Source organism: Streptomyces sp. NPDC048636, assembly GCF_040650655.1.
GTDB lineage: Bacteria > Actinomycetota > Actinomycetes > Streptomycetales > Streptomycetaceae > Streptomyces.
Genome location: NZ_JBEZHR010000001.1, coordinates 574,904 through 591,223, shown reverse-complemented (window position 1 = coordinate 591,223; position 16,320 = coordinate 574,904). Strand labels below are relative to the sequence as shown.

16 protein-coding genes are annotated in these 16,320 nt (G+C 71.0%); 8 read left to right on the top strand and 8 right to left on the bottom strand.

Annotated features, from left to right (window positions below; translation table 11 throughout):
• Window positions 1-52: 52 nt before the first annotated feature.
• The 3 genes from AB0C66_RS02760 to AB0C66_RS02750 are packed head-to-tail and all read left to right on the top strand — an operon-like array spanning window position 53 to window position 3,647.
• The gene (locus AB0C66_RS02760) at window positions 53-577 is read left to right on the top strand and encodes a PadR family transcriptional regulator (RefSeq protein WP_362431947.1); all 525 of its coding nucleotides are present in this window, start codon (window positions 53-55) and stop codon (window positions 575-577) included.
• Window positions 574-1,260: an ABC transporter ATP-binding protein gene (locus AB0C66_RS02755; protein ID WP_362431945.1), complete on the top strand. Its 687-nt coding sequence runs from the start codon at window positions 574-576 to the stop codon at window positions 1,258-1,260. Before AB0C66_RS02760 ends, AB0C66_RS02755 begins: the two co-directional genes overlap by 4 nt.
• Window positions 1,257-3,647 (top strand): FtsX-like permease family protein, encoded by a 2,391-nt coding sequence (locus tag AB0C66_RS02750; RefSeq protein WP_362431942.1) that lies wholly within the window; start codon window positions 1,257-1,259, stop codon window positions 3,645-3,647. Before AB0C66_RS02755 ends, AB0C66_RS02750 begins: the two co-directional genes overlap by 4 nt.
• Before the next feature lie 30 nt (window positions 3,648-3,677).
• Here AB0C66_RS02750 and AB0C66_RS02745 read toward each other — a convergent pair whose 3' ends face one another.
• Window positions 3,678-4,631 carry a hydrogen peroxide-inducible genes activator gene (locus AB0C66_RS02745; protein ID WP_362431939.1) on the bottom strand — a complete coding sequence of 318 codons (954 nt, stop codon included), beginning with the start codon at window positions 4,629-4,631 and terminating at the stop codon, window positions 3,678-3,680.
• Between the two features lie 138 nt (window positions 4,632-4,769).
• Here AB0C66_RS02745 and AB0C66_RS02740 point away from each other — a divergent pair, with 138 nt between their 5' ends.
• Both AB0C66_RS02740 and AB0C66_RS02735 read left to right on the top strand, forming a co-directional pair.
• The gene (locus tag AB0C66_RS02740) at window positions 4,770-5,324 is read left to right on the top strand and encodes a peroxiredoxin (protein ID WP_362431936.1); all 555 of its coding nucleotides are present in this window, start codon (window positions 4,770-4,772) and stop codon (window positions 5,322-5,324) included.
• Between the two features lie 7 nt (window positions 5,325-5,331).
• Window positions 5,332-5,871, top strand: a complete 540-nt coding sequence (locus tag AB0C66_RS02735; protein ID WP_362431934.1) for an alkyl hydroperoxide reductase — start codon at window positions 5,332-5,334, stop codon at window positions 5,869-5,871.
• 79 nt (window positions 5,872-5,950) lie between these two features.
• Here AB0C66_RS02735 and AB0C66_RS02730 read toward each other — a convergent pair whose 3' ends face one another.
• The 4 genes from AB0C66_RS02730 to AB0C66_RS02715 all read right to left on the bottom strand — a co-directional run bounded on the left by AB0C66_RS02730 (window position 5,951) and on the right by AB0C66_RS02715 (window position 11,225).
• Complete coding sequence (locus AB0C66_RS02730; RefSeq protein ID WP_362431931.1) at window positions 5,951-7,414, bottom strand: AI-2E family transporter; 1,464 nt, start codon at window positions 7,412-7,414, stop codon at window positions 5,951-5,953.
• 151 nt (window positions 7,415-7,565) lie between these two features.
• Window positions 7,566-8,297, bottom strand: coding sequence for a transglycosylase SLT domain-containing protein (locus tag AB0C66_RS02725; RefSeq protein ID WP_362431928.1), 732 nt, complete (start codon window positions 8,295-8,297; stop codon window positions 7,566-7,568).
• Window positions 8,298-8,721: 424 nt separating this feature from the next.
• Complete coding sequence (locus AB0C66_RS02720; RefSeq protein WP_362431925.1) at window positions 8,722-10,059, bottom strand: PhoH family protein; 1,338 nt, start codon at window positions 10,057-10,059, stop codon at window positions 8,722-8,724.
• Between the two features lie 404 nt (window positions 10,060-10,463).
• Complete coding sequence (locus tag AB0C66_RS02715; protein ID WP_362433326.1) at window positions 10,464-11,225, bottom strand: isoprenyl transferase; 762 nt, start codon at window positions 11,223-11,225, stop codon at window positions 10,464-10,466.
• Window positions 11,226-11,437: 212 nt separating this feature from the next.
• Between AB0C66_RS02715 and mgrA the strand changes: the two genes are divergently transcribed.
• A complete protein-coding gene (gene mgrA, locus AB0C66_RS02710; RefSeq protein ID WP_362431923.1) occupies window positions 11,438-12,484 on the top strand; it encodes an L-glyceraldehyde 3-phosphate reductase in 1,047 nt (348 codons plus the stop codon).
• A 189-nt stretch (window positions 12,485-12,673) separates the two neighbouring features.
• Here mgrA and AB0C66_RS02705 read toward each other — a convergent pair whose 3' ends face one another.
• Window positions 12,674-13,417, bottom strand: coding sequence for an A24 family peptidase (locus AB0C66_RS02705; protein ID WP_362431920.1), 744 nt, complete (start codon window positions 13,415-13,417; stop codon window positions 12,674-12,676).
• A 66-nt stretch (window positions 13,418-13,483) separates the two neighbouring features.
• Here AB0C66_RS02705 and AB0C66_RS02700 point away from each other — a divergent pair, with 66 nt between their 5' ends.
• Window positions 13,484-13,891, top strand: a complete 408-nt coding sequence (locus tag AB0C66_RS02700) for a DUF192 domain-containing protein (protein ID WP_362431918.1) — start codon at window positions 13,484-13,486, stop codon at window positions 13,889-13,891.
• 81 nt (window positions 13,892-13,972) lie between these two features.
• Entirely contained in the window at window positions 13,973-14,383 is a 411-nt protein-coding gene (locus AB0C66_RS02695; RefSeq protein WP_362431916.1) for a cold shock domain-containing protein, read from the top strand.
• Window positions 14,384-14,460: 77 nt separating this feature from the next.
• On the opposite strand, the gene AB0C66_RS02690 is transcribed toward AB0C66_RS02695, so the two are convergent.
• Together AB0C66_RS02690 and AB0C66_RS02685 are read right to left on the bottom strand one after the other, a co-directional pair.
• Complete coding sequence (locus AB0C66_RS02690) at window positions 14,461-14,958, bottom strand: universal stress protein (RefSeq protein ID WP_362431913.1); 498 nt, start codon at window positions 14,956-14,958, stop codon at window positions 14,461-14,463.
• A gap of 7 nt (window positions 14,959-14,965) precedes the next feature.
• Window positions 14,966-16,228 carry an SLC13 family permease gene (locus AB0C66_RS02685; protein WP_362433323.1) on the bottom strand — a complete coding sequence of 421 codons (1,263 nt, stop codon included), beginning with the start codon at window positions 16,226-16,228 and terminating at the stop codon, window positions 14,966-14,968.
• Between the last annotated feature and the right edge of the window lie 92 nt (window positions 16,229-16,320).

Genomic DNA, 16,320 nt, shown 5'->3' with positions numbered 1-16,320 from the left:
CATTCACCGTATCTATACACGCGGCGTATACCCATCGTGTAGAGTTCCTGGCATGTCCATTGGCCACACCCTGCTCGGGCTCCTGGAGTCCGGCCCGCGCCACGGCTACGACCTCAAGCGCGCCTTCGACGAACGATTCGGCCATGACCGCCCGCTCCATTACGGGCAGGTCTACTCGACCATGTCCCGTCTGCTGAAGAACGGTCTCGTCGAGGTCGACGGCATCGAGCACGGCGGCGGTCCCGAGCGCAAGCGCTACGCCATCACCGACGCGGGCATCACCGATGTCGAGCAGTGGCTCACCCAGCCCGAGAAGCCCGAGCCCTACCTCCAGTCGGTGCTCTACACCAAGGTCGTCCTCGCCCTGCTCACCGGGCGCGACGCGGGCGATCTGCTCGACGTCCAGCGCGCCGAGCATCTGCGGCTGATGCGCGAGCTGACCCAGCGCAAGCGTGCGGGCGACCTCGGCGACCAACTGATCTGCGATCACGCGCTGTTCCATCTCGAGGCCGATCTGCGCTGGCTGGAGCTGACCGCGGCCCGCCTCGGCCAACTCAGCAAGGCGGTACGTTCATGACCCCCGCGGGCTCCCTCCTCATCGCCGACGGCCTCCACAAGGCGTACGGCCCCACCCCCGCGCTCGACGGCGCGCACTTCTCCATCCACCCCGGCGAGGTCGTCGCCGTCATGGGCCCTTCCGGCTCCGGCAAGTCCACGCTGCTGCACTGCCTGGCCGGGATCGTCAAACCGGACGGGGGCTCGGTCCACTACAGCGGGCGCGATCTGTCCGCGATGTCGGACGCCGAGCGCAGCAGGCTGCGCCGTGGCGAGTTCGGCTTCGTCTTCCAGTTCGGCCAGCTCGTCCCGGAGCTGAACTGCGTGGAGAACGTGGCGCTTCCGCTCCGGCTGAACGGTGTGAAGCGCAAGGAGGCCGAGGCCCGGGCGCTGTCCTGGATGGATCGGCTGGAGGTCGCGGATGTCCGCGACAAGCGCCCCGGTGAGGTCTCCGGCGGTCAGGGGCAGCGCGTCGCCGTCGCCCGCTCGCTGGTCACCAGCCCGCGGGTGCTGTTCGCCGACGAGCCCACCGGCGCGCTGGACTCCCTGAACGGGGAACGGGTGATGGAGCTGCTCACCGAGGCGGCCCGGGAGACCCGCGCCGCCGTGGTCCTGGTCACCCATGAGGCCCGGGTCGCCGCCTACTCCGACCGCGAGGTCGTGGTGCGCGACGGCAAGGCGCGGGACATGGCGGGCGTCCGATGACCGCCCGGGAGACCGTGACCGAACCGTCGGAGCCACCGCTGCGCGGCACCGTCGCCCGCTGGGCCGCCGATCTCACCATGGGCGCCCGCTTCGCGGTCACCGGCGGCCGGGAGAGCTGGGCCAGAACGATCATGACGGCGGTCGGGGTGGGGCTCGGCGTGGTGGTGCTGCTGCTCGCCTCCTCCGTCCCCACCGCCTACGACCTCCGTCAGGGCCGGGACGCGGCCCGCTCGTTCACCGACGATGTGCCGGCAGGGTCGGACACCCTCCGGATCGGCGACGCGAACACCACGTTCCACTCGGACGATATCGACGGCAAGGTGCTGGCGCCGGACGGGAACAGCCCGCCCAAGCCCCCGGGGGTGGACCGGATACCGGCCCCCGGTGAGATGTGGGCCTCCCCCGCGCTGAAGAACCTGCTCGCCGACAACGACCTGCTCCGCCAGCGGCTGCCCTACCGCGTCATCGGCACCATCGGCGACAGCGGACTGTCCGGCCCGGCCGATCTGCGGTACTACGCGGGGATCGACCGCGCGAGGTTCAAGCCCAGCCAGGGGTACCGCATCGACCACTGGGGCGAACCGCGCTCGTCCAGCCCGGTGAATCCCGGGGTGCTGCTGCTGGTCATCGTCGGCTGTGTGGTGCTGTTGCTGCCGGTCATGATCTTCATCGCCACCGCCGCGCGCTTCGGCGGTGAGCGGCGCGACCGACGGCTGGCCGCGCTGCGTCTGGTGGGTGCGGACAGCCATATGACCCGGCGGATCGCCGCCGGGGAATCGCTCTTCGGCTCGCTCCTGGGCCTGGTCACCGGCGGGGCGCTGTTCCTGGTGATACGGGAGCTGGTCAGCACGGTCACCCTGTGGGACGTCAGCTTCTTCGCTTCCGACATCCGCCCCTCCGCGCCGCTGGCGCTGCTGATCGCGGTCATCGTGCCCGCCTCGGCCGTGCTCGTCACGCTGGTCGCGCTGCGCGGGATCGCCATCGAGCCGCTGGGCGTCATGCGCCATGCCACCCCCCGGCGGCGCAGGCTGTGGTGGCGGCTGCTGCTCCCGGTGCTCGGCATGGCTCTGCTGGTGCCGCTCGCGGGCGGTTTCGGCGTCAACAGCAACAGCACCGACGTCAAGGTGTACCAGGCGGCGGCCGGAGCGGTGCTGCTGCTCATCGGCACCACGGCGCTGCTGCCCTGGCTGGTCGAGGCCGTGGTCGAGCGATTCGGCAAGGGCCCGGTGCCCTGGCAGCTGGCCACCCGGCGGCTCCAGCTCAGCAGCGGGACGGCGGCTCGGGCGGTGAGCGGCATCACCGTCGCCGTCGCCGGGGCCATCGCGATCCAGATGCTGTTCGCCACCGTGCAGAACCATCAGACGAAGGTCACCGGTGAGTCCCCCCAGCGCGCCCAGATGGCCGCGAACCTCCAGGTCGAGAACGGCGACGAGGCCAACGCCGCGTTCGCCGAGTACCGCGCCACCAAGGGCGTGCGCCAGGTGCTCGGCAGTACCACGGGATACGTGGGTGAGGGCCACCCCAAGAAGAAGCAGGCGCCCGAGGACAGCCCGCGAGAGGCGGTCACGGTCGCCGACTGCACCACCCTGCGCGAGATGGCCAACCTCGGCCGCTGCTCCGACGGCGATGTCTTCGTGGCCGAGTCCAGCTTCTACAGCCCGGATGAGCCCTCGTTCCTCAAGCCCGGTGCGCAGGTCAATCTGCGGCTGGACAACGACGGCGATCCGGTGGCCAAGAACCCGAGGCTGTGGACCGTCCCGAGCTCGGCCAGGATGGTGAAGACGAAGCTCGACCCGGGAGGCATGGACAACGTCGGCGTCCTGGCCACCCCTGGGGCCTTCGATGTCTCCCGGCTCACCGATCCCAGCGCCCAGGCGATGCTGCGGCTCGACCCGAAGGTGCCGGACGCGCAGGAGTACGCGCGCAACACCAGCGCGGTGGTCTCCCCGACGATGGATGTCTACACGCTGACCAGCACCTCGGAGTCCAACCAGTTCGCGACGCTCCGCAAGGCACTGTTCATCGGCGCCACCGCGACCCTGCTGCTCATCGGCGCCAGCATGATCGTCTCGATGCTGGAGCAACTGCGCGAGCGCAGGCGGCTGCTGTCCGTCCTGGTGGCCTTCGGCACCCGTCGCGCCACGCTCAGCTGGTCGGTGCTGTGGCAGACCGCCGTCCCCGTGGTCCTGGGCCTCGCACTGTCGATCGCGGGCGGACTGGCTCTGGGCACGATGCTGCTGAAGATGGTCAACGAGCCCTGGACCGTGGACTGGACGAGCCTGTCCCTGATGACCGGCGTGGGCGCGGGCGTCATCGTCCTGGTGACCCTGGTCAGCCTGCCGCCGCTGTGGCGCATGATGCGCCCGGAGGGGCTGCGCACCGAATAGCCACGGGAGCCGCACAGGGGCCGGTGCGCATTACGGGGTGATGCGCACCGGGAGCGGGCGCAGGGCGTCGCGCAGAGCTGAGGCGAGCGTTTCGAACTCCTCCGTCCGCGCGGCGCCCGCGCGCATGGCCAGGGCGATCCGCCGGGACGGCGCCGGGTCGGCGAAGTAGCCGGTGGTCAGATGGTCGCCGCGGCCGGTCTCCACCCGTAGCGCGGTACGCGGCAGCAGGGTCACCCCGAGCCCGCCCGCGACCAGCTGCACCAGCGTGGCGAGGCCGGCGGCGCTGGTGGTCACCGGGGCGCCCTCGGTCCGGCCCGCCTCCCGGCAGATGTCCAGCGCCTGGTCGCGCAGGCAGTGGCCCTCGTCAAGCAGCAGCAGATCCAGCTCCTTGAGCGCCTCGCGCGGGATGTCACCGCGTCCGCCCAGCCAGTGGTCCTGCGGCATGACCAGGACGAAGTCCTCGTCGAAGAGCGGCAGCTCGACCACTCCGGGGGCGCCGAGCGGCACCGCGAGCAGCAGCAGATCGAGCCGTCCGTGCGCCAGCCCGTCCAGCAGCGAGGAGGTCTGCTCCTCGTACACCTGGAGATCGAGGCTGGGGTAGTGCTGGTGCACCAGCCGCAGCACGGTCGGCAGCAGATACGGCGCCACGGTCGGGATCACACCGAGCCGCAGCACCCCGGTGAACGGCGCGCGGGCTGCCTCCGCCTCCTCCATCAGCTCGCCGACCGCCTCCAGCACCGTGCGGGCCCGGGCGGCCAGCCGCTCCCCCGCCGGACTGAGCAGCACCTTGCGCGTCGTACGCTCCAGCAGCTGCACCCCGAGCGACTCCTCCAGGGCGGCGACGGCACCCGACAGCGCGGGCTGGCTCATCCCGATGGCGGCCGCGGCATCCCGGAAGTGCAGCTGCTCGGCGACCGCGGCGAAGGCTCTGAGCTGGGACAGGCTGGGCTGTCTCGGCTTGCCAGGAGTGACAGGTACGGCCACTGATAACCACCTCCGATCAACATCACCGAGTCTAGCTATTTCACTGATCAATGCTAGCTGTGCCAGGGTGGGAACCGTCCAACCCCATGGAATCCCAGATCAACAGGGCTTCCTACCCGAAAGCTGCAAGGAGAGCGCGTGCTCACCGTTGGTGACAAGTTCCCCCAGTACGATCTGACCGCCTGTGTCTCGCTGGAGAGCGGTCAGGAGTTCGAGCAGATCAACCACAAGTCCTACGAGGGCAAGTGGCGGGTCGTCTTCGCATGGCCCAAGGACTTCACCTTCGTGTGCCCGACCGAGATCGCCGCCTTCGGCAAGCTGAACGACGAGTTCGCCGACCGTGACGCGCAGATCCTCGGCTTCTCCGGCGACTCCGAGTTCGTCCACCACGCCTGGCGCAAGGACCACGCCGACCTGCGTGACCTGCCCTTCCCGATGCTGGCCGACTCCAAGCACGAGCTGATGCGCGACCTCGGCATCGAGGGCGAGGACGGCTTCGCGCAGCGCGCCGTCTTCATCGTGGACCCGAACAACGAGATCCAGTTCACCATGGTGACGGCCGGTTCCGTGGGCCGGAACCCCAAGGAGGTCCTGCGGGTGCTGGACGCCCTCCAGACCGACGAACTGTGCCCGTGCAACTGGAGCAAGGGCGAGGACACCCTCGACCCGGTCGCGCTCCTCTCCGGCGAGTGATCCGGCCATGGCACTCGACACACTGAAGGCCGCGCTTCCGGACTACGCCAAGGACCTCAAGCTGAACCTCGGTTCGGTGATCGGCAACTCCGAGCTGCCCCAGCAGCAGCTGTGGGGCACCGTGCTCGCCTGCGCGATCGCCTCGCGTTCGCCGCGGGTGCTGGCGGAGCTGGAGCCGGAGGCGAAGGCCAACCTGTCGCCGGAGGCGTACACCGCGGCCAAGTCGGCCGCCGCCATCATGGCGATGAACAACGTCTTCTACCGGACCCGGCATCTGCTGTCCGACCCGGAGTACAACAACCTGCGCGCGGGTCTGCGGATGAATGTCATCGGCAACCCGGGTGTGGAGAAGGTCGACTTCGAGCTGTGGTCGCTGGCCGTATCGGCGATCAACGGCTGCGGTATGTGCCTGGACTCGCATGAGCAGGTGCTCCGCAAGGCGGGCGTGGACCGCGAGACGGTCCAGGAGGCCGTCAAGATCGCCTCTGTGCTCCAGGCCGTCGGCGCCACCGTGGACGCCGAGGCCACGCTCGCCGCGAACGGTTGAGCCGAGCAGCGCGTACGACGAGGGGCGCCCCACCGCCACGGCGGTGGGGCGCCCCTCGTATGTCCTGGGCCGAGCGGACCTACTCCTCGCCCTTGCCCCCGGTGGCCTCCCCGGGCGGCGCGGCCCCGGGCGGCGCGGTGGGCGCCACCCGGACGGCGGTGGCACCGTGTGGTCCGGGCACGGCACGCAGGGCGTTCTCCTTGTTGTACGCGCGCAGATAGCCGACGACCGTATTGGCCACCGCCACCAGCGGCACGGCCACCACCGCGCCACCGATCCCGCCGATCAGCGAACCGCCCGCGACCGAGAGCACCACGGCCAGCGGATGGACCCGCACCGCCCGGCCGAGGATGAACGGCTGGAGGACATGGCCCTCGATCTGCTGTACGGCCAGCACCACCAGCAGCACCATCGCCCCGGTGAACACGCCCTGGGTCACCAGCGCGACCACCACCGCCAGCGCACCGGAGACCACCGCACCCACCAGCGGGATGAAGGCGAACAGGAAGATGAAGACGGCGAGTGGCACCGCCATCGGCACATCGAGGAAGAACAGCCCGACCCCGATGAAGATCGCGTCGATCAGCGCCACCAGCACCGTGCCGCGCACATAGGCGGTCAGGGTGGCCCAGGCCCGGGGCCCCGCGCCCGCCACGCCCTCACGGGCGGCGGACGGGACCAGCTTGAGCGTCCAGTTCCAGATCTTCGGTCCGTCGTAGAGCAGGAACAGGGTGCTGAACATCGTCAGCAGAATGCCGGTCAGCACCTCGACGACGACCGTCACGCCCTCGAGACCGGCCGAGGTGATCTCCTCGGTGTTGGCGCCGACCGCCTCGCGCAGTGACTTGGCGACATGGTTGATCTGAGCCTCGGTCACATGGAACGGGCTGTGCAGCAGCCAGCGGCGCAGATCGTCGATACCGTCCTGGAGCTTGCTGGAGACCTCGTCGATGTTCTCCATCACCTGCCAGACGACGAACCAGACCACAAGCCCCATGACGACGAAGCCACCGATGAAGGTGATGGCCGTCGCCAGACCTCGGGGGACGCCACGGTTGCGGAACCGGGTGACGGTCGGTTCCAGCAGCGCGGTGATGAGCAGGGCCACCGTGAAGGAGAGCACCACCAGTTGGATGGAGCTGATGACCCGCATCAGCACCCAGACCGTGCCGGCGAGCACCAGCAGCCGCCATCCGGCCTCGGCGGCGACCCGCATACCCCAGGGCACGGTGGCCACCGGATCGGGTCTGGCGGTGACGGCGGGCGCGTAGGCGGGCGGCGCGGGAACGCTGACGGCCTGTTCCGCGGGGGCGGTTCCGCCCTCCTCCGTACCGGAGCCGCTCGTACCGGACGATGACGACGCGGCGGCGCTCGCGGAGGTGCCGGACCCCCCGGAGCCGCCCGTACCGGAACCGCTGGTACCGGAGGCGCTCGCGCCACCCTCGTCGGCACCGGAGGCGGCGGCCTGCTGGGTTTCGAGGCGGGTGGCGAGCCGGGTCAGTCCGGCCCCCAGCCTGCCCACCCATTCTGGCAATCTGGACATGTGTCTTTCCCTACCCCCGTCTTGCCTCTGCCGTCTTGCCTCTGCCGTCGTGCAGACGTTACCGGCTGAGGACAGACGAAACCCCCGACCGGGTGCGGCCGGGGGTTTCGCGAAGCGTGATGGTCGGTGTCGGCCATGCGGCCGACTCCGCTCAGTACCAGCTGTTGGCCTGCCAGAACGACCAGGCGCCACACGGGCTGTCGTAGCGCTCGTTCATGTAGTTCAGACCCCACTTGATCTGGGTCGCGGGGTTGGTCTGCCAGTCGGCACCGGCCGAGGACATCTTGGAACCCGGCAGCGCCTGGACCAGACCGTAGGCACCCGACGAGGCGTTGGTGGCCTGGTAGTTCCACCCGCTCTCGTGGTCCACGATGTTGCTGAAGCACTGGAACTGCTCGCCGGGGATCATCTGGCGAGCGATCGCCTTGGTCTCGGCGATGGTGTACGAGGCCTGCTTGGGGATGTCGCCGGCGTCACGCGCCGCCGAACGGCTCGCGACGTCCTGCTTCTTCTCCTCGCGCTCCTTGGCCAGCTTCTCGGCGGCTGCCTTGTCCGCGGCGGCCTTCTTGACCTTCGCGTCCTTGGCCGCCTGCTTGCGGGCGGCTTCCTCGGCGGACTTCTTCGCCTCCGCGTCGGCGGCGGTGGACTGCACGTCAGCCTGCTGCGCCAGGGACGCGCCCTGGGCCACGGCCTGCTGGCCGGCGGGTATGTCCGCGAGGAGCGTCGCGTCAGCGGCGGTCGCCTCGATCGGGTCGGACGAGCCCTGCTGCTGCTCGCCACCCGCGGCGACACCGACAACGGCGCCCACAGTGGTGACCGCGGTGGCCGAGGCCACTGCGAATCCCCGGACCGAAATCCGGCTCACTCGGTTTCCTTCCAGCATCGCCCGCTTAGGTGACCTCGCGGGCGCCAATCGTGCCCCTGGCGCTGGCTTCCCCTTGTTCCGCCCCCTGGTGGTGCTCGGCGGGGTCGGCTGGTCACGGGAGGCACGGGCCCGGTGGATCCTCCCGCGGGAGGATCCGGAGGTGCTCGGGCGGCATACGGCGAACGCTCTTCAGTTCTGGTGCTGCTGTGGTTCGGTACCGCTGGGGGTACCTGAGTGCCGTATGCGGGGCCTGACAGGACCCACACACTGCCGGACGCGGATGCCCGGAGGCAATTCCCCGCTGGGTGTGAAAGCTCACACCTCGTTTACGCCCAGGGATTTCTGGAAATCCCCGCGCAGCAAGACGCCGCGCGGCTAGGCTTCTTGGCCATTGCGCGCGGCGTCCTGTCGCCCCTGCCGGTCCCAACCGGCCGCTATCGACTCAGATGTGGCCGTCCTCCAGCATTTCGGTCACGAGTGCCGCGATCGGCGACCGCTCGGAGCGGGTGAGGGTGACATGCGCGAACAGCGGGTGGCCCTTGAGCTTTTCGACCACCGCCACCACACCGTCGTACCGCCCGACGCGGAGATTGTCCCGCTGTGCCACATCATGGGTGAGAACGACCCGGGAGTTGGCCCCGATGCGGGACAAAACGGTCAGCAGGACGTTCCGTTCGAGGGACTGCGCCTCATCGACGATCACGAAGGCGTCATGGAGCGAACGCCCGCGGATATGGGTGAGCGGCAGCACCTCCAGCATCCCGCGCCCGACGATCTCCTCGATCACCTCGGCACTGGTCACCGCGGACAGCGTGTCGAAGACCGCCTGAGCCCAGGGGCTCATCTTCTCCGCCTCGCTGCCGGGCAGATAGCCCAACTCCTGCCCGCCCACCGCGTACAGCGGACGGAAGATCATCACCTTGCGATGCTGCCGGCGCTCCAGGACCGCCTCCAGACCCGCGCACAGCGCCAGCGCCGACTTGCCCGTACCTGCCCGGCCTCCCATGGAGAGGATGCCGACCTCCGGATCGAGCAGCAGGTCCAGCGCGATGCGCTGCTCGGCGCTGCGGCCGTGGATGCCGAACGCCTCGCGGTCACCGCGGACCAGCCGTACCTGCCCGTCCGGGGTGACCCGGCCCAGCGCCTTGCCGCGCTCGGACTGGAGGACCAGCCCGGTGTGCACGGGCAGTTCGGCGGCCTCGCGGATATACGCGGTCTCCGTGGCGAACAGGTCGTCCACCTGCTCGGCGGAGACGGCGAGCTCCGCCATCCCCGTCCAGCCGGAGTCGGTGATCGCCAGCTCCGCGCGGTACTCCTCGGCGAGCAGGCCCACCGAGGACGCCTTGATGCGCAGTGGGAGGTCCTTGGAGACGACGGTGACGTCATACCCCTCGGCCTGGAGGTTTCTGGCGACCGCGAGGATCCGCGAGTCGTTGTCCCCCACCCGGCCGCCATGGTTCAAGAAGGCGGCCGGCAGGACACCGGGGTCGGAGTGGTTGAGCTCGACACGCAGGGTGCCGCCCAGTTCGCCGATCGGGATCGGAGCGTCCAGGCGGCCGTACCGGATGCGGTACTCGTCCAGCAGGCGCAGTGCCTGCCGGGCGAAATACCCCAGCTCCGGATGGTGCCGCTTGGCCTCCAGCTCCGTGACCACGACAACGGGCAGCACGACTTCGTGCTCCTCGAAGCGGGCCATGGCGCCTGGATCGGCCAGCAGGACGCTGGTGTCGAGGACGTAGGTGCGCCGGTCAAGCTCGCGGCGTTTTGCGCTTGTCACCACGGGTGGACGAACCCCCTCGGGAGAGGTCGGGGTGCGACGGCGTCGCGGGAGTGGGGTCTCCCCGTCACAGACGGGGGACGGACCGGGCTCAGCCCTCCACGGAAGGCCGTGCGCCGGCCCTCCGCGTCATACGCACGATCCGCACAGTCGTCCGTGTGCAAAGGGCCTCCCGGGCGAACGGCCCGATGCCGTCCGCTGGCAATCCGACGATGCCCAGTCCCCGCTGTCCGCCGGGACGGGGCGTCGACCTGCAAGGGATATTCCCTCGAACGTGCGGAGCCATGCAACGGCATATGACGGCACGTATATGAACGTTGTGGAACCGGAGCGTCACACGACGGCCGGGGCCGGACACCCTGCGGCGTCCGGCCCCGGCCGGTGAACTGTGCTGACGGTGAAGGGGACTAGCCGCCGTACCTGCGGTGCCGGGCCGCGTAGTCGCGCAGCGCCCGGAGGAAGTCCACCTTGCGGAAGGCGGGCCAGAAAACCTCGCAGAAGTAATACTCCGAATGAGCGCTCTGCCAGAGCATGAAGCCGGAGAGGCGCTGCTCGCCGCTGGTGCGGATGACGAGGTCCGGGTCGGGCTGACCGCGGGTGTACAGATGTTCGGAGATGAGGTCGATGTCGACGACCTCGGCGAGCTCCTCGAAGCTGGTGCCCCGGCTGGCGTGGTCCAGCAGCAGCGAGCGCACCGCGTCGGCGATCTCCTGCCGACCGCCGTAGCCGATGGCGACGTTGACCAGTATTCCGTCGATGTGCTCGGTGGCCTGCTCGGCCTCCTTCAGCACCGTCTGGGTGCGGGAGGGGAGCAGATCGCGGTTGCCCACGTGGTGCACCCGCCAGCGGCCGTCGGCCGCGAGGTCGCGCACCGCGTCCTCGATGATGGCGAGCAGGGGTACCAGTTCCGCCTCGGGGCGGTCCAGATTGTCGGTGGAGAGCATCCAGAGCGTGACGACTTCCACGTCCGTCTCGTTGCACCAGCCGAGCAGCTCCTGGATCTTGCTGGCACCGGCCTTGTGGCCCTGCTCGGTGGTACCGCCCGCCGCGCGGGCCCAGCGGCGGTTGCCGTCGAGGATGACGCCGATGTGCTTGGGCACCTGGTCATGGTCGAGGCGGCCTTCCACCCGGCGTGCGTAGAGCCCGTACACCAGGTCGCGCAACTTCACGTCTTCCAGCCCCTCAGTGCCTCGCATGGCTCGCCATGGCAGTCCGCCCCAAGGCCGACACACTACTGCGGGGCGGCGGGGCTGGCTAACCCGGGCGCGCGGTGACCGGGAGGGTAAGGCAGCGCACGGACTCGCCTCTCCCGGCCGCCGCGCGCCCCGGACAAGCGGTATAGGGTCACCTGTTCCCACCCCCGGACCTGGGACGACGCCCTGTGAACGACATCCACGCCCCGTATCGCGCCGCCGAGAGCCGCTATGACGCCATGAGCTACCGGCGCACCGGCCGCAGCGGTCTGCTGCTGCCCGCCCTCTCGCTCGGCCTGTGGCACAACTTCGGCGACGACACCCCGCGCGAGACCCAGCGCGCCATCCTGCGCCGCGCCTTCGACCTCGGGGTGACCCACTTCGACCTGGCCAACAACTACGGTCCGCCCGCCGGGTCCGCGGAGGTGAACTTCGGTGAGATCTTCGCCCGCGACTTCCGCCCGTACCGCGATGAGCTGATCCTCTCCACCAAGGCCGGATACCGGATGCAGCCCGGCCCGTACGGCGAATGGGGCTCCCGTAAGTACCTGCTGTCCTCCCTCGACGCCTCGCTGCGCCGGATGGGCGTCGACTACGTCGACATCTTCTACTCCCACCGCTTCGACGCGCACACCCCGCTCGAAGAGACGATGGGCGCCCTGGCCAGCGCCGTCCAGCAGGGCAAGGCGCTGTACGCGGGCGTCTCCTCCTACAGTGCCGCCCGCACCCGCGAGGCGGCCCGGATCCTGCGCGAGCTGGGGGTGCCCGCCCTGATCCACCAGCCCTCGTACTCGATGATCAACCGCTGGACCGAGGACGACGGGCTGCTGGACACCCTCGAGGACGAGGGCATGGGCTGCATCTGCTTCGCACCGCTCGCCCAGGGGCTGCTGACCGACAAGTACCTGGCGGGCGTCCCCGAGGGGTCGCGTGCCGCCCAGGGCAAGTCGCTCGATCCGGCGCTGCTCACCGAGGACACCGTGCGGCGGCTGCGCGGACTGGACGCGATCGCCCGGCGGCGCGGCCAGACACTGGCCCAGCTCGCCCTCACCTGGGTGCTGAGGGATCCGCGGATGACCTCGGCGCTCGGCGGGGCGTCCAGTGTGCGGCAGTTGGAGGCGAATGTCGCCGCGCTGGAGGGGCCCGCCCTCACCACGGAGGAGCTGGCCGAAATCGATTCCCTCGCACAGACCACCGAGGGCGTGAACATCTGGGCGGCCCGCAGCGATTCGTAACGCTCGGTGATCATCTCTGTCGGTTCGGTGGGGCGGACAACCGCCCGCCGGACCCCGGAGGCCCCGCAATAGAGCGGGCCGGTCCGTGGGGGGGAGTACGGACCGGCCCGAGGGGGGGGCTTCCACCATAACCCTTCGTGAGGGGATGTCCATGCATCGACGGGGGTGACAATCAGCGCGGCGCGGATGTCATCCGGCCCCCAGGGCCCCCAGTACCACCCCGGCGCACGCCCCCAGGATCATGCAGGGGCCGAACGCCATGGCCGTCCCGCGCCGCGCCCGCCGCGTCATCACCAGGGCCGCGGCGGCGAGCGAGCCCAGCAGCAGCCCGGCGAGGGCACCGACCAGCAGCACGTCCCAGCCGTACCAGCCGAGTGCGATCCCCAGCGTCAGCGCCAGCTTGACGTCGCCGAACCCCATCCCGCTCGGGCTGATCAGGAACAGCACCAGATACGCCCCGCCCAGCACCGCCCCGCCCAGCAGCGCCCGCGGCCAGGACCCGGCGCTGTGCGGCAGCAGTGCCGCCGCGCCGAGCAGCGCCGCGGCCCCCGCCGCCATCGGCAGGGTGAGCACGTCCGGCAGCCGGTGCACCGCCAGATCCACTCCGGCCAGCAGCACCCCCAGCGGGGCGAGCAGCAGCCACACCGCCAGCTCCGGCCGGGCGCCGACCGCCGCAGTGAGCGCCGCGCACACGGCCGCGGTGAGGACCACCGCGGCCGCCGTACCACGCCGGCCGCCCCACGCGCCGCCACAGTCCGGACACCGGGCGGGGCCGAGCCAGCCGCGGCCCGGACCCATGAGGGTGTGCCCGCGCGGGCATACCGAGCGCCAGGGCTCGTCGGGTTCGACGGCGAGCCGGTAGAGGGGACGGGGCACCAGCGCCCCGGCGGCCGCGCCGTACACGGCGGCGAGGGCGGTCAGCAGCGGATGCACGGCCCGAGCCTACGGAAGCGCACCTCGGGTGGAACACTGCACGGCAGGGGCGGAAAGGGGCGCGGTATGGGGCACGGACCGCAAGGGGCGGACGCACTGCGGGACGGCACCGGGACCCTGCGGGTGGCCGGGGGCGCCGACGGCGTCCCGCTGCTGATCGCCGCCTCCTGGCGGGCCCGCTCCCGTGGGCTGCTCGGCCGCGACGGGCTGACCGGCGCGATCCTGCTCACCCCGGCGAGCGGGGTGCACTCCTTCCGGATGCGGTTCGCCCTCGACATCGCCTATCTCGACCGGCGGCTGACCGTGCTGGCCGTGCACACCCTGCGCCCCGGCCGACTGGGGCGGCCCCGGCTGCGCGCCCGCCATGTCCTGGAGGCCGAGGCGGGTGCGATGGAGCGCTGGGGACTGCGCCCGGGGGCGCGGGTCACGGTGCTGCCCGGCCCTTCTCCGGCCCACCCGCCTTCGCTACGCTGAGCGCTCGTGTCATGGTGGGGACACATCCCTCGACCAAGATCGAGGGCGACGAGGTAGAGGTACAGGGGTAGGGGTAGCACGTTGACGACGACGGGCAAGATTCTGCGGTTCGACGAGTTTCGCGGCTACGGCTTCATCGCGCCGGACGACGGCGGTGAGGACGTCTTCATGCACGCCAATGACCTCCTGGACGAGAAGCACCTGTTCCAGCCCGGATCCAAGGTGCAGTTCGTCCCGGAGTACGGGGACAAGGGTCCCAAGGCGTCCGAGGTCCGCATCGTCGAGCGCGCCGCCGGACCGTCCGTGGTGCGGGCGCCGGGCCCGGACACCGGTGACGACACCATGTGCGATGTGCTCTCGGCCGCCGAGTTCCGCAGTGAGCTGACCGAGGCCCTGGTCGAGGTGGGCGGCAGCCTGACCGCCGACCAGATCAAGCAGGTCCGTCGGCGGATCGTCGAACTGGCCCAGGCCCACAACTGGATCGAGTCCTGACCGACCGGTCCCACTGAACGGTCCTCACCGACCGGTCCTCACCGACCGGCGGTTCCGCTCGTTGGCGCGGGCGCGCGTCAGCCCGGGTGCGGCGGCAGCGAGTCCAGACCGGGCGCCGGGGCGGGCCACACCAGCAGAACGGCGCAGGGCGCGTGGTCGACCACGAAGCGCGTGGCATGCCCCAGACTGTGCGGCCCCAGGCGGTCGCGGTCCCCGTCCCGGGCGCAGATCAGCAGGTCGGCGCCGTCGGCCGCATGGACCACCTCCTGTTCGACCCGGCCGTGGCGGTGCAGCCGGACGGCGGGGCGGCCCAGCCGGACGGCCGCGGCCTCCAGCAGTTCGGCCGCCGCGGTCCGGCCCAGCTCCTCCATCCGGTCGCCGGGGTCGCGCTCGGGGTGGCCACGGCCGAGCAGCCCGGCGAAGGCGGCGTGGGCGGCGCCCGCGATCTGGTCGTCGGTGACGTACAGCAGCCGGATCTCGGGCTCCCCGGCGGCGCCGCCCGGGGGCAGCTGGGCGCGGGCGGCGTCCACGGTGGACCGCCAGGTCCCCTCGGTGATCCAGATCAGCGCGATCACGGCTCGTTCAGCCTCCGGTGGTCGTCAGCATCGCCCACAGGGCCACGGTCGCGGCAACCACCGTGGCGGGCACGGTGAGCAGCCCGAGACGGGTGAACTCGCCCAGGCCCGAGTCGGCGTCCGCGTCGTGGTGGCGGACGATACGCCGCCACAACAGCGTGGCCAAGGAACCGACATAGGTCAGGTTGGGGCCCAGGTTCACCCCGATCAGCACGGCGAGCACCGGTCCCGGCCCGCTCTCGGCGGCGATCGGCAGCAGCGCCAGTACCGCGGGCAGGTTGTTGATCAGGTTGGCCAGTACGGCCGCGACCGCGGCGACGGCGAGCAGCGCGGGCAGCCCCGTACCGCCGGGCAGCAGCCGGGCCAGCCACTCCTCGAGACCGCCCGCCAGCACGGCCTGCACCACCACCCCGAGCGCGAGGACGAAGAGGCAGAACAGCGGCCCCGCCGCACCGATCACCCCCCGCACCGTGGCCGTACGCCGCCGCAGCGCCCGGACGGCCAGGACGAGCGCGCCCGCCCAGGCCGCCCACGCCGGATCGAGGCCGACGAGGGACGTGCCGACGAACCCGGCCAGGGTCAGCAGCAGCACGGTCAGGGCGAACCGCGGCACCCGCGGCCAGGACTCCGGCGGTGGACGCGAGGTCCCGGCGGCCAGGTCGGCGGCGAAGAACCGGCGGAAGACGAGGTATTCGATGGCGATGGTCAGCAGCCAGGCGGGCGCCATCAGCACCGCGAACCGGGTGAACGACAGCCCGCTGGCCTCCAGGGCCAGCAGATTGGTGAGGTTGGAGACCGGCAGCAGCAGGGACGCGGAGTTCGCCAGATGGGTGCAGGCGTACACATGCGGCCGGGACCGGGCGCCGAGCCGGGTCGCCGTGGCGAACACCACCGGGGTCAGCAGCACCACGGTGGCGTCCAGGCTGAGCACCGCGGTGACCACGGCCGCGACCGCGAACACCCCGCCCAGCAGCCGGTCGGTCCGTCCCGCGCAGGCCCGGGCCACCGCCTGGCCCGCCGCGTCGAACAGCCCCTCGTCCGCGCAGAGCTGGGCCAGCAGCAGCACGGCCGCCAGGAAGCCGACGACGGGCAGCAGATCGCGGGTCTCCGCCCACGCCCGCGACGGCGAGACCGCCCCGACGGCCACCACCAGGGCGGCGGCGGGCACGGCGGCGACGGCCTCGGGCCACCCCCGGGGCCGTACCACGGCGAACGCCAGCACTCCCAGCAGCAGGACGGCGGCGAGGCATGCGGTGACGACGGTGCTCAGGGCGGACTCCCCGCAAGGCTCCTGACGGACCGCGTACGGGCGGCGGCGGACGCCCGCGGGCGGTGCTGGACGCCCCCATCATGCGCTACCGG